An 11,470-nucleotide genomic window follows, 5' to 3' on the forward strand; every position below is an offset into this window, starting at 1 on the left:
CGGACCAGCTAGCCGCGCAGCTCCTGCGTGCAGCACTTCACGCTGCCGCCGCCCTTGAGCAGCTCGGTCAGATCCATGCCGATCGGTTCGTAGCCGCGGGCCCGCAGCGGCTCGAAGAGGCCGACCGCGGCCTGCGGGAGCAGGACGTGCAGGCCGTCCGACACCGCGTTGAGCCCGAGGGCCACCGCGTCCGGTTCCTCCGCGATCAGCGCGTGCGGGAAGAGCCGCCGCAGCACGGCCTGGCTGCCCGGTGAGAACGCCGGCGGGTAGTACATGACGTCGTTCGCCGCGTCGTCCAGGACGGCGAGCGCGGTGTCCAGGTGGTAGTAGCGGGGGTCGACGAGGTCGAGTCCGAGCACCGGGCGGCCGAAGAACTCCTGGGCCTCCCCGTGCGACAGCGGGCTGGCCCGGAAGCCGCGGCCCGCCAGGACGCAGGAGGACGTGACGGCGAAGTCGCCCTCGCCCTCGTTGATGTGCGCGGGTTCGTGGAGGTCCGTGAAGCCGTGCTCCCGGAACCACTCCAGGTGGGCCTCGGCCTCGGGTCCGCGCTCCGGGTGGGCGAACCGGGCGCCGAGCACGCGTCCCTCGACGACGGTCGCGCCGTTCGCGGCGAAGACCATGTCCGGCAGGCCGGGACGCGGGGTGAGTTCTTCGACGGTGTGGCCGAGCGAGCGGTAGCGGTCGCGCAGGTCTTCCCACTGCGCGACGGCCAGTGGCACGTCGACGGGTTTGGAGGGGTCCATCCACGGATTGATGGAGTACGTGACCTTGAAGTGTGCCGGTGAGCACATCAGATAGCGCCGGGGTGTGGCGCGACGAGGAAAACGACTCAACGAGGGCTCCTCACGTACCGCGGTGGTCAGTTGTCGCTGCCTTCTGTGGGGGCAGGTGCTGACCATGGTGCGGTGTGCGGAGCCCTCGCGCTGTGATCTGAACGGGTGGTTCGACAAGTGGTCATCCGGGGCGTGGGATGGTTAACACGCCATCCACGTCCCGGTCTCATGACCCGTCGTGCGCCGAGCGGCCTTCCTGGAGCTTGCGCAGCAACTCGCGCTTCTGCGCCTGCGGGCTGAGTCCGCCGCCGATCTGGCCCTCGCGGCCCGAGCCCCGCAGTGCCTTGCGGGACAGCTTCGAGCGCGTGCCGCCGACGCCCAGCATGTTTCCTGCTCCACCTCGTGACATGTGCGTACCTCCGGATCGAGAGTTCCCTTGGCGAGACGTCTCGTCTCGCTTCCCTGGATACTTTGAACGAGACGGTGCGTCTTGTCAAGGGCTTTCGAGACGGACCGTCTCGCCTCGTTCGCTGCTACATTCGGAGACATGGCCACGAAATCCGCCCCTGACTCCACGCGCCGCAGCGAGCGCTCGCGCCGCGCCATCTATGACGCCGCCATGGACCTCGTCACCGAGGTCGGCTACGGCAAGCTCACCATCGAGGCGATCGCCGCCCGCGCGGGCGTCGGCAAGCAGACGATCTACCGCTGGTGGCCGTCCAAGGGCGCCGTCCTGCTCGACGCCTTCCTCGACCTCGGCGCACAGGCCACCCAGGAGGCGAGCGACGCGGCGGGCCACGAGACGACCCAGTACGAGATCCCGGACACCGGCGACCTGGAGACCGACCTCAAGAACGTCGTGCGGGCCACCATCGACGAGTTCAAGAACCCCAAGTACGACGCCCCTTGGCGCGCCCTCGCCGCCGAAGGCATGATCAACCCGGAGCTCAGCGCCGAGTACGTGGAGAAGCTTCTCGAACCCTCGCTCCAGCTCTTCGTGAAGCGCCTGGAGATCGCCAAGGAAGCCGGCCAGGTCGCCCCCCATGTGGACCCGCGCATCGCCCTGGAGCTGTGGAGCGGACCGCTCGCCCAGCGCTGGCTGCAGCGCACCGGACCCCTCACCCACGAGTACGGCGACAAGCTCGTCGAGTACGCCCTCTACGGCATCGCTCCGCGCTGATCGTCCGCCGCGGTCAGTTGACCGGCCACCACGCGCTCACCTCCTTCACGCCCTTCGTCGGCGTCCGCGCGAGCAGCCCCGGCGCGTCCGTGATCACGCCGTTGCAGCCGAGCCGCAGCACCCGGTCACGCTGCTTCGGGGTGGTCACCGTGTGCGCCCACACCCGCGGGACGCCGGAGTTGACCGCGCGGACCAGGTCGCGGTCGCGCGCCTTGTAGTCCACGTCCAGTACGTCCACGAAGCCCGCCCAGCGCTCGGGCCGGTCGCTGAGCATCTGTTTCTTGGTGCGCCACAGCTGCGCAAGCAGGCCCATGCGGTGCGCGCGCATCGCGACGGCCGGCTCGTTGGAGTTCACGAACACCGAGCGGGTCAGGCCCCGCGCCCGGATCAGCGCGCCGAGCGGGCGCAGGCTGCGCGGGTCCTTCGCCTCCAGCATCAGCACGATCTGTCCGCCGAAGCGGTCAAGGACCTCCGCGACCGTCGGCGGCCGCTCGGCACGCCAGTGGCCGGGCAGCGCCCTGTCCGGCCGCAGCCGGACGTCCCGCCACTCCCGCCGGGTGAGTGCACGCACCGGTCCGGTGGACGTCGTCGTACGGTCCAGGGTCGCGTCGTGCATGGCGACCAGCGTGCCGTCGCGCAGCATCCGAATATCGACGTCGATGACCTCGGCCGTGCCGCGCTCGTACGCCGCCACCAGGCCCGACATGCTGTTCTCCGGAACCTCAAGGGCGCCGCCCCGGTGTGCGGTGTGGACGACGCGGGGGAGTGCCTTCACCGTCAGCGGGCCACCGCCCCATTCCAGCGGGGTCAGCGGTCCTGTGGGTGCCGTGAGGGCCAGCGTGGTGAGGCTCGTGAGCCCCGTGAGTCCCGTGAGCACAGTCCTGGTGACCATGGCGAACACGGTAGGGGCGTATATCCCGTCTTCATGCGCAATGACGCGCGATGTCACCCTGCGCCTTGCATCACCCCTGCTACCCCGGATGTGGGCTCTGGCCCCCCGAGGAGCAGGATGGTGCGACCATGGGAGATGCTTCTCGGCACAAGTGTGAGGTGAGGGGATAGATGGGCGCGGAGTTCGGCCGCCGTTCCGGCGGGCAGAGCAGGATTTCCCAGTGGCTTCGCCGCCGCCCCCGTCCGCAGGACGCGGACGCGACGGGCGACGCGGCGGAGCGCGAAGCGCTGCTCGTCGCCGCCGCGGGGGCAGGGCTGCCGCTCTCGCCGGCCGCGCACCCTTCCGCGTACCGATGTTCCTGCGACCGCATCGGGTGTCCCACCCCCGCGCGGCATCCGCTCTCCTTCGCCTGGCAGACGCAGGCCACCACCGATCGTGCGCAGATCGAGCGATGGGCCAGGCACCAGCCGCAGGCCAACTTCATCACCGCCACGGGGATGGTGCACGACGTCCTGGACGTCCCGCTGGCCGCCGGACGCGCGGCCCTGGAGCGGCTGCTCGCCGAGGGCATCGACGTGGGGCCCGTCGCCGAGTCCGACGGCGTCATGGACGAGGGGCGGATGCTCTTCTTCACGCTCACCCGCGGCACCCCCGAGGACGAGGACGAGTGGTGGCCCTGCGAGCTGGACTGCCACCCGGAGACGACGAACGAACACCCGGGCTTCCGGTGGCACTGCCGTGGGTCGTACGTCCTGGTGCCGCCCGCGCGGCTGCCGGGTGATCTCGCGGTCCACTGGATCCGCGGCCCCGAGCACGCGCTGCCGGATCCGCTGACGCTGCTCGAGGCCCTCACGGACGAATGCGCCCGGGTCGCGGGCGAGCCCCAACACGACGTGGCCGCCTGGCCGTTGAGGGGCTGACACCCCGGGCGGGCAGGCGCCCGCCCGCTACTCGCCCTTGGCGCCCGTCAGGCCCTGGATGCGGCTCAGGAAGGTCACCGGCTCCGAACCCGCCGGGTCGACGACGAGCTGGTTGGAGACGCGCTCCAGCGTCACCGACTGCTTGACCTCGCCCTTCATCAAGGGCTTCACATCGGCGTCGACGGTGAGGTTGACGCCCTTCGCCGCGGTCTGCTTCTCGTAGTGGTGCGTCGCGAAGAAGACCATCGCCCCGCCGCCCTTGGTCCGCAGACCCACCGGCGCGAACGTGCCGTCGTTCTGCGGCTCGTCGATGTACTGGACGGCGATGCCCCGGCGCTTGGTGTTCTTGTCGCGGAACGCCTTCCACGTCGACGTGTGATCGCCCGGCGCGAACGTGTCGCCGCCCGACTTCAGATACGTCACGTACTCCTCGCCGAGATTCCTCGGCGCCACCGCGAGACCCGAAGCACCCACCTCGACCGGCTCGGCCCAGCCGTCCTTGTCCTTCTTCAGCTCAGGGACCTTCCCCGGCGCCACCAGGTTCAGGTAGGACGCCTCCCACAGCTGGTCCTTGCCGCCCTTGGTGAAGACGAGCACCCAGCGCAGATCGCCCCGCCGGTTGGACTTCGTGTCCGCGACGAACCACCGCGGCCAGCCGGCCTTCTTGGGGATCGAGAAATTCGCGTCCGTCAGCTTGAGCGGTACCTGGTTGGGGTTGCCGCCCGGGTTCTGCGCGCCCTTCGACTTCAGGCCCGCCTGGTTGATGGCGCTCAGCGGGCCCGTGACACGGGCCGCGTCCAGGGCGGGGTCGTACGCCTTCTCCGCCTTGTTGTACGCCGTGAGGAAGTCCTCGAGCGCCCGCTCGGCCTCAGCCTTCGTCGCCGACGGGACGACTTCCCGCTCCCCGTGCACCGTCACGCAGCCGCTCGCCGTCACGGTCAGTACGGTCACCGTCGACGCCACCATCGCGTACCGGACCGGCCGCCGTGCCCGACTCCGCATCGGAGTGCGCGACATCGGGGTGCGCTGCCTTGGAAGCCTGCTCATGCGTTGCGTTCACCTTCCCCTTCCCGGGCCCGAACCCTACCGGGGCGAAGAAGAACGCGAGCGTCGGGATCAGGTACAGCAGCCACACCGTGACCTGGGCGACCGTCGGGTCGGGCTGGAAGTTGAAGATGCCCTTCAGGAGCGTGCCGTACCAGCTGTCCGGCGGGATCGTCGCGCTGATGTCGAACGCCTTGTCCTGCAGGCCGCCGACGAACTCCGCCTCCTGCAGGTCGTGCACGCCGTACGCGAGGACGCCCGCCGCCACGACCACCAGCATGGCGCCGGTCCACGTGAAGAACCTCGCCAGGTTGATGCGGACCGTGCCCTTGTAGAACAGCCAGCCCAGCGCGATCGCGGTGGCAAGGCCCAGGAGCACGCCGATCAGCGGACCGGGCGTGCCGTCGCCCGATGCCCGCACCGAGGCCCACACGAACAGCGCCGTCTCCAGGCCCTCGCGGCCCACGGCGAGGAACGCCGTGGCGACCAGCGCACCCGTGCCCATCTGCAGGGCCGCGTCCAGCTTGCCGTGCAGCTCGGCCTTGAGATGACGGGCCGTACGCCGCATCCAGAAGACCATCCACGTCACAAGGGCCACGGCGAGGATCGACAGCGAACCACCGAGCGCCTCCTGCGCCTTGAACGTCAGCTCCTGCGAACCGAAGGTCAGCGCGCAGCCGAAGCCGAACGCGATGGCGCACGCGGCACCGATGCCGATCCAGATGGGCCGCAGCGCGTCGCGGCGCTCCGTCTTCACCAGATAGGCGATGAGGATGCAGACGACCAGGCTGGCCTCGAGGCCTTCGCGCAGGCCGATCAGATAGTTGCCGAACATGATTCAGTCAGTTCCCCTCAGCTGAACAGTGCCCGGCCCCACCAGTCGTCCTTGTCGCGGACGCCCGGCGGGATCGCGAAGACCGCTGAACCCACGTGCTGGATGTACTCGTTGAGAACGTCGGCGCGCGCCAGGCTGCGCTGCACCGGAATGAAGCCCGTGCGGACGTCCTTCTGATACGCGAGGAAGAAGAGCCCCGCGTCCAGGCGGCCCAGGCCGTCGGTGCCGTCCGTGAAGGAGTAGCCGCGGCGCAGGATCGTCGCACCGTCGTTGCTGTCCGGGTGCGCGAGCCGGACGTGCGCCTCGGGCTTCATCGCCTTCAGGAACGGCTCGTCGTGCTCCTTGGCCTTGCCGACCGGGGCGCCCTCGCGCTTGTCGCGCCCGAAGATGTCCTCCTGCTCACCGAGCGGAGTACGGTCCCAGGTCTCGACGTTCATCCGGATGCGGCGCGCGACGAGGTAGGAACCGCCGGCCATCCACTCCGGTCCGTCCTTCTCGCCCACCCAGACATGCTTGGCGAGCGCGGAGTTGTCCTCGCCCGAGACGTTGCGGGTGCCGTCCTTGAAGCCGAAGAGGTTGCGCGGCGTCTGCGCGTTCGGCGTCGTCGACGAGGTCTTGCCGAAGCCGAGCTGCGACCAGCGCACCGCGACCTTGCCGAAGCCGATGCGGGCGAGATTGCGGATCGCGTGCACGGCGACCTGCGGGTCGTCCGCGCAGGCCTGTACGCAGATGTCGCCGCCGCCACGGGACTTGTCGAGGTTGTCGCCGGGGAACTTGGGCAGATCGACCAGGGCCTCGGGCCGCCGGTCCTTGAGCCCGAACTTCTCGAAGAGGCTCGGACCGAAGCCGATCGTGAGCGTGAGCCGGGACGGCTTGAGGCCGAGCGCCTCACCGGTGTCGTCCGGCGGCGCCTCGGCGAGACCGCCGTAGGCGCCATCGCCGACCTCGTGCCCCGCCGTCATCCGCGCGGCGGCCTTCGTCCAGTCCTTGAGGAGCTGCACGAACTGCTCGCGGTCGTCCGTCTTCACGTCGAACGCGGCGAAGTGAAGCCGGTCCTGTACGGCGGTCGCGATGCCTGCCTGGTGCCTGCCGTGGAAGGCGACCGCGCCGCCCGCCGACGCCGCGGGCACGGTCTCGTCACCGGACCGCCCCACCGCCACCGCGCCGCCCGTGACAGCGGCACCGAGCGCGAGCCCGGCGCCGCCCCAGCCGAGGAGTGAACGCCGGGAAGGGGAGGCGGAGTTGGTGTCCTCGTCCGGTATGGACGCACCGTCGGTGCCGCTCGTGATCTCAGTCATCGCTCGGTTCCCCCTTGCCTCTGCCCTTGCTCCTACTTGGACTTGCCGACAACTGCGGCGGCCAGCTTCGACAGCGGCTCCGCGAGGGCGTTGACGCCGTTCTGCAGCTCCTTGACGTCCGCCTTGCCGAGCTTGTCGTACGACTTGAAGGTGTACGAGTCCTCGCCGCCGCCCGTGCGGTACTTGCCGAGCAGCTTGTCCAGGGCCGCGAACTGCTTGTCGAGCTCCTTGGTGAGCGCCGGGTCGTTCTCGGACGCGACGGCCTTCAGCAGTCCGTACGCCTTCTCCGCTCCCTCGACGTTCGCCTTGAAGTCGACGAGGTCGGTGTGCGAGTAGCGCTCCTCCTCGCCGGTGACCTTGCCGGTGGCGACCTCGTCGAGGAGCTCCTTGGCGCCGTTGGCCATGGAGGTCGGGGTGATCACGGCCTTGCCGACCCGGTTCTGCCAGTCCTTGAGGTCCTTGTCAAGACGAGTGGCGAGCTCCTTGTCCCGCTCGCCGATCTTCTTGTCCTGCCACAGGGACCGCTCCAGACGGTGCCAGCCCGTCCAGTCCTTCTCCAGGTCCTGGTCCTCCGCCAGGCCGTCCTCGCGGAGGTCGACCTTCGGGTCGATGTCACCGAAGGACTCGGCGACCGGCTCGGTGCGCTCCCAGCCGATGCGGGAGTTGGCGTACGCCTTCTTCGCGGCCTCGATGTCGCCCTTGCGGACGGCGTCGGTGAAGAGCTTCACCTTGGGCAGCGTCGCGTCGGCCTGCTCCTGCGCGTAGGCGCGGTAGTCGGCGACGGCCTTGTCCAGGCGCGGGTCGCGCTTGACGGCCTTGCCGCCGCTGACGGTGACCTTCTGGCGGATGCCGTCGCCCTTCATGCCGGGCTTGCAGGCGATCTGGTACGAACCGGACTTCACCTCGGCGGTCAGCTTCTGCTTGGTGCCGGGGCCGATGTTCTCGCGCTCGCTGACGATGCGGTCGTCGGGGAAGAGGAGGTAGACCTCGGTGACCTTGGAGCCCTTGTTCTCGATGGCGAGCTCGACGTGCCCGGCGGAGAGCTTGGTCTTGGAGACCTCGCACTTGTCGTCGGTGGCGGTCACCTCGACGGTGTTCCCGCCGCCGCCCTTGCCGTCGCTCTTCTCGGTGCAGCCCGTGACGGCGGTGAGTGCTGCCACTGCGGCGATGGCAGTGGCGGCGGAGAGGCGGACGGGGCGCATAGGGGCTCCAAGGCGGGGTTCACGGACGATTCCGGCATGGCATGCCGGTGAGGCGGACCTAACTTAACTGAGCCTTACCTGGTCGATACCCAGCCGTTCCGTGATTCACCTCTCAGTGTTCGGCGGTGCTTACGGGGGTGTCACGGTGGGGTGATGGGGGCTTCATGGGGTGGCAAAGTGCGGGTCAAGGAGTCGGCCGATGGGGGTTGGGTGGGCGGCTTCGGGGCGATCGGGTGGGTGGGCGGGAAAAATTCCGCCGCGAAGCGGCGGAATTGAGGGGGCGCCCCTCAGCCCCGCACCGGCGTCACCAGCGGAGCCCCCGTACGGGGATGCGGGAACACCTCCACCGGCTGGCGGTAGACCTTGCTCAGGAGCTCTCCGGTGAACGCCTCGCCCGGAGGGCCCTCCGCGGCCACCGCCCCGCCGCGCAGCACCACCGCCCGGTCCGCGTACGCCGCCGCAAGCCCCAGGTCATGCAGGACCACCACCACCGCGTCCCCCGCGGCGGCCCGCTCCCGGCAGATCCGCAGGACCAGCTCCTGGTGGCGAAGGTCCAGCGCCGCCGTCGGCTCGTCGAGCAGAAGGAGTGGTGCCTGCTGGGCCAGGACCCGGGCCAGCGCGACCCGCGCCCGCTCGCCGCCGCTCAGCGCGGAGAAGGAACGGGCGGCGAACTCGCCGACCTCCGTCGCGGCCATCGCCTCATGTACGACACGGTCGTCGTCGTCCTCCAGGGCCGTCCCCGCCCAGGGTGCGCGCCCCATGCGGACGACGTCCTCCACCGCGAACGGAAAGGACAGCGCGGCCGCCTGCGGCAACACCGCACGCCGCAGGGCGAGTTCACGGGCCGGCCACTGGGTGACCGGGCGCCCGCAGACGCGCACGCTCCCCTCGTCCGCCGCGATGTCCGCGGCCAGCGCCGCCAACAGGGTTGATTTACCCGCCCCGTTGGGCCCGACGAGGGCCAGCACCTCACCCGCCCGCGCGGTGAGGGACACCCCGGCCAGCACCTCCCGCCCCCCGAGCCGCACCCGCAGGTCGGAAACCTCCGCGAGCGCATCACCGGGGGAGACCGGCCCCGGCAGGACGCGTCCGCCGCCGGAGGAGAACAGCCGGTGGGCGATCCGCCCGATCATGCCCAACCCCCTTGCCTGCGACGGGTCCTGCGCAACAGCCAGAAGAAGAACGGGCTGCCGAAGAGCGCCGTGAGTACCCCCAGCGGCAGCTCGGCCGGCGCCGCGACCGTACGCGCCGCCAGGTCCGCGCCGACAAGGACCACCGCCCCGCCAAGCGCACTGCCCGGCACCAGGAAGCGATGCCCGGGGCCCGCCGCCATCCGCAGCAGATGCGGCACGAGCAGCCCCACGAACGTGATGATCCCGGCGACGGCCACCGCGGCCGCGGTCAGCAGCGCCACCACGAGAACCAGCACGAGCCGCAGCCGCTCGACGTCGACCCCCAGATGCCGCGCGGGCCGCTCGCCGAGCGCGAGGAGGTCCAACTTCCGTGCGTACAGCGGCGCGACGGCAAGTCCGGCCACCGCGCACGGCAGCACGGCGAGCACCTTCGGCCAGGTCGCACCGGCGAGCGAGCCGAGCTGCCAGAACGTGATCTGGGTGATCTGCGCGTTGTCCGCGAAGAAGATGCAGAGCCCGATCAGCGCCCCCGCGAAGGCGTTCACGGCGATCCCGGTGAGGATGAGCGTGACGACCTCCGTACGCCCGCCGTCGCGCGAGAGCACGTACACGAGAAGGACGGTCGCGAGCCCGGCGACGAACGCGCACACCGTCACCGTCCAGTTCCCGAAGAAGCTCAGTCCCAGCGCGATCGACGCGACCGCGCCGACGGCCGCGCCCGCCGAGATCCCGATGACCCCGGGCTCGGCGAGCGGATTCCCGAAGACGCCCTGCATCAGCGCCCCGGCGCACCCCAGCGACCCCCCGACCAGCAGGGCGAGCGTCACCCGTGGCAGCCGCACGTTCCACAGCACGCTCTCCCCGACCCGGTCGAGCGCACTCCCGCCGAGCCCCATCCGATGCCGGACGGAACCGAGGACGTCCCCGAGCGGGATGTCGTACGCGCCGATTCCGGCGGAGAGGAGACAGAGGGGAACGAGTACGCCGACGAGACCGAAGGCCAGGGGGACGGCCATGCCCCGGCGGCGGCCTTCGGGAGCCGTCGGCTCTTCGGCGGCCGGCTCGGCGTCCGCGGGCTTGGTCAGGACCGTCACTTCCCGCCCCCGTACAACTGCCCCACCAAAGACTTCAGCACCTCATCCGTCCGCGGCCCGTAGTTCAACAGCACCCCGTCGTCGATCGAGACGACACGGCGGTCGAGCCCCGCGGGGGTCTCGGCGACGCCGGGGATCTTGAGCAGCCCGTCCACGCCGTCCACCGATTCAAGCCCCTTGGACATCACGAGAATCGCGTCCGGCGCCGCATCGGCCAACGCCTCGCTGGTGATCGCGGTGAAGTCCTTCTTCAGCCCTGACGCCTTGCCCGCATCGACCGCGCCCGCCGCCTCCAGAAGCGAACTCGCCCCCGAATCGCGCCCGCCGAGCAGATAGACGGAGGCGGACCCGCGCAGATAGAGGAAGGCCACGCGCGGCTTCTCGGTGCGGGCGGACGCGGGGATAGAGTCCCGTACCGCCGAGATCCGCTTCTCTGTACGGGACTTCAGCTCGTCGCCCGCCTTCTTCACGCCCAGGGCCTTGGCCACCGCGTCGATCCGCGGCCCCACGTCGTCGAGGCTCTTCGCCGGGTCGAGGACGACCAGCGGGACGCCCGCGTCACGGATCTGGTCGATCGCCTCGGCCGGCCCCGTGGAGGTGTCCGCGAGGACGACCGTCGGCTTCAGGGAGAGCACGCTCTCCGCCGAGACGTCGTGCGCACGTGTCACCACCGGCAGCTTCTTGGCCTGCTCGAAGGTCGCGGTGATGTCGCGGGCCACGACGTTCTCGCCGAGGCCGAGCGTGAACACGATCTCGCTCAGGCTGCCGGTGAGCGGCACGATCCGGCTCGTGTCCTTGACGGTGACCAACTTGTCGTCGGCCGAAGTGACGGTGGCGGGGAGCACAGGGTCGGGGCGGGACTTCAAGGGCTCGACCCGGTCGGGTGCGGAGGCCGCCGTCTTCGCCTTCGGGGACGTGGCGCCACCGTCGTCCGACGATGATCCACAGCCCGTGAGGGCCAGGGCGAGAACGGCGGTCCACGCACCGGCGATACGGAGTGGGCGCGGCATGCGAAGCACCGAATTCCACCGTCCTGTCGTGTTGTTGAGCCGGCCGAGATCCGGGTGGCCGGGGTTGGGGGTTCCAGCCGGAGTGATCG

At 70.3% G+C, this 11,470-nt stretch carries 12 protein-coding genes; 2 read left to right on the top strand and 10 right to left on the bottom strand.

Annotated features, from left to right (window positions below; translation table 11 throughout):
* Nucleotides 1–8 precede the first annotated feature (8 nt).
* Both ddaH and AB0G47_RS01490 read right to left on the bottom strand, forming a co-directional pair.
* Entirely contained in the window at nucleotides 9–833 is an 825-nt protein-coding gene (gene ddaH / locus AB0G47_RS01485) for a dimethylargininase (RefSeq protein WP_360762846.1), read from the bottom strand.
* A 166-nt stretch (nucleotides 834–999) separates the two neighbouring features.
* Nucleotides 1,000–1,182, bottom strand: a complete 183-nt coding sequence (locus AB0G47_RS01490) for a DUF6243 family protein (protein ID WP_360762849.1) — start codon at nucleotides 1,180–1,182, stop codon at nucleotides 1,000–1,002.
* Nucleotides 1,183–1,320: 138 nt separating this feature from the next.
* Here AB0G47_RS01490 and AB0G47_RS01495 point away from each other — a divergent pair, with 138 nt between their 5' ends.
* A complete protein-coding gene (locus AB0G47_RS01495; protein ID WP_360762852.1) occupies nucleotides 1,321–1,953 on the top strand; it encodes a TetR/AcrR family transcriptional regulator in 633 nt (210 codons plus the stop codon).
* Between the two features lie 13 nt (nucleotides 1,954–1,966).
* Here the strand turns inward: AB0G47_RS01495 and AB0G47_RS01500 are convergent, their stop codons facing one another.
* Entirely contained in the window at nucleotides 1,967–2,845 is an 879-nt protein-coding gene (locus AB0G47_RS01500; RefSeq protein ID WP_360762854.1) for a glycerophosphodiester phosphodiesterase, read from the bottom strand.
* A 170-nt stretch (nucleotides 2,846–3,015) separates the two neighbouring features.
* Here AB0G47_RS01500 and AB0G47_RS01505 point away from each other — a divergent pair, with 170 nt between their 5' ends.
* Nucleotides 3,016–3,765 (top strand): bifunctional DNA primase/polymerase, encoded by a 750-nt coding sequence (locus tag AB0G47_RS01505; RefSeq protein WP_360762857.1) that lies wholly within the window; start codon nucleotides 3,016–3,018, stop codon nucleotides 3,763–3,765.
* Between the two features lie 27 nt (nucleotides 3,766–3,792).
* On the opposite strand, the gene AB0G47_RS01510 is transcribed toward AB0G47_RS01505, so the two are convergent.
* From AB0G47_RS01510 to AB0G47_RS01540, 7 genes are all read right to left on the bottom strand, one after another.
* Complete coding sequence (locus AB0G47_RS01510) at nucleotides 3,793–4,731, bottom strand: hypothetical protein (RefSeq protein ID WP_360763909.1); 939 nt, start codon at nucleotides 4,729–4,731, stop codon at nucleotides 3,793–3,795.
* The gene (gene efeU / locus AB0G47_RS01515; protein WP_360762860.1) at nucleotides 4,634–5,644 is read right to left on the bottom strand and encodes an iron uptake transporter permease EfeU; all 1,011 of its coding nucleotides are present in this window, start codon (nucleotides 5,642–5,644) and stop codon (nucleotides 4,634–4,636) included. The genes AB0G47_RS01510 and efeU overlap by 98 nt, the downstream gene beginning before the upstream one ends.
* Before the next feature lie 17 nt (nucleotides 5,645–5,661).
* On the bottom strand, nucleotides 5,662–6,942 hold the full coding sequence (efeB, locus tag AB0G47_RS01520; protein ID WP_360762863.1) for an iron uptake transporter deferrochelatase/peroxidase subunit: 1,281 nt from the start codon (nucleotides 6,940–6,942) through the stop codon (nucleotides 5,662–5,664).
* 32 nt (nucleotides 6,943–6,974) lie between these two features.
* Nucleotides 6,975–8,144 carry an iron uptake system protein EfeO gene (efeO, locus tag AB0G47_RS01525; RefSeq protein WP_360762866.1) on the bottom strand — a complete coding sequence of 390 codons (1,170 nt, stop codon included), beginning with the start codon at nucleotides 8,142–8,144 and terminating at the stop codon, nucleotides 6,975–6,977.
* 287 nt (nucleotides 8,145–8,431) lie between these two features.
* Nucleotides 8,432–9,277, bottom strand: coding sequence for a heme ABC transporter ATP-binding protein (locus AB0G47_RS01530; protein ID WP_360762869.1), 846 nt, complete (start codon nucleotides 9,275–9,277; stop codon nucleotides 8,432–8,434).
* Entirely contained in the window at nucleotides 9,274–10,293 is a 1,020-nt protein-coding gene (locus AB0G47_RS01535) for an iron ABC transporter permease (protein ID WP_360763911.1), read from the bottom strand. Before AB0G47_RS01535 ends, AB0G47_RS01530 begins: the two co-directional genes overlap by 4 nt.
* 74 nt (nucleotides 10,294–10,367) lie before the next feature.
* Complete coding sequence (locus AB0G47_RS01540; RefSeq protein WP_360762872.1) at nucleotides 10,368–11,381, bottom strand: ABC transporter substrate-binding protein; 1,014 nt, start codon at nucleotides 11,379–11,381, stop codon at nucleotides 10,368–10,370.
* Nucleotides 11,382–11,470: the final 89 nt, after the last annotated feature.

Origin of the sequence: Streptomyces sp. NPDC021622 (genome assembly GCF_040640795.1) — a bacterium.
Taxonomy (GTDB): Bacteria; Actinomycetota; Actinomycetes; order Streptomycetales; family Streptomycetaceae; genus Streptomyces.

Coding starts and splice junctions, on each gene's coding strand:
- AB0G47_RS01535 (WP_360763911.1), bottom strand. CDS start 10,293: ATGGCCGTCCCCCTGGCCTTCGGTCTCGTCGGCGTACTCGTTCCCCTC.
- AB0G47_RS01510 (WP_360763909.1), bottom strand. CDS start 4,731: ATGGTGGCGTCGACGGTGACCGTACTGACCGTGACGGCGAGCGGCTGC.
- AB0G47_RS01540 (WP_360762872.1), bottom strand. CDS start 11,381: ATGCCGCGCCCACTCCGTATCGCCGGTGCGTGGACCGCCGTTCTCGCC.
- AB0G47_RS01500 (WP_360762854.1), bottom strand. CDS start 2,845: ATGGTCACCAGGACTGTGCTCACGGGACTCACGGGGCTCACGAGCCTC.
- efeU (WP_360762860.1), bottom strand. CDS start 5,644: ATGTTCGGCAACTATCTGATCGGCCTGCGCGAAGGCCTCGAGGCCAGC.
- efeB (WP_360762863.1), bottom strand. CDS start 6,942: ATGACTGAGATCACGAGCGGCACCGACGGTGCGTCCATACCGGACGAG.
- AB0G47_RS01530 (WP_360762869.1), bottom strand. CDS start 9,277: ATGATCGGGCGGATCGCCCACCGGCTGTTCTCCTCCGGCGGCGGACGC.
- AB0G47_RS01505 (WP_360762857.1), top strand. CDS start 3,016: ATGGGCGCGGAGTTCGGCCGCCGTTCCGGCGGGCAGAGCAGGATTTCC.
- AB0G47_RS01495 (WP_360762852.1), top strand. CDS start 1,321: ATGGCCACGAAATCCGCCCCTGACTCCACGCGCCGCAGCGAGCGCTCG.
- AB0G47_RS01490 (WP_360762849.1), bottom strand. CDS start 1,182: ATGTCACGAGGTGGAGCAGGAAACATGCTGGGCGTCGGCGGCACGCGC.
- efeO (WP_360762866.1), bottom strand. CDS start 8,144: ATGCGCCCCGTCCGCCTCTCCGCCGCCACTGCCATCGCCGCAGTGGCA.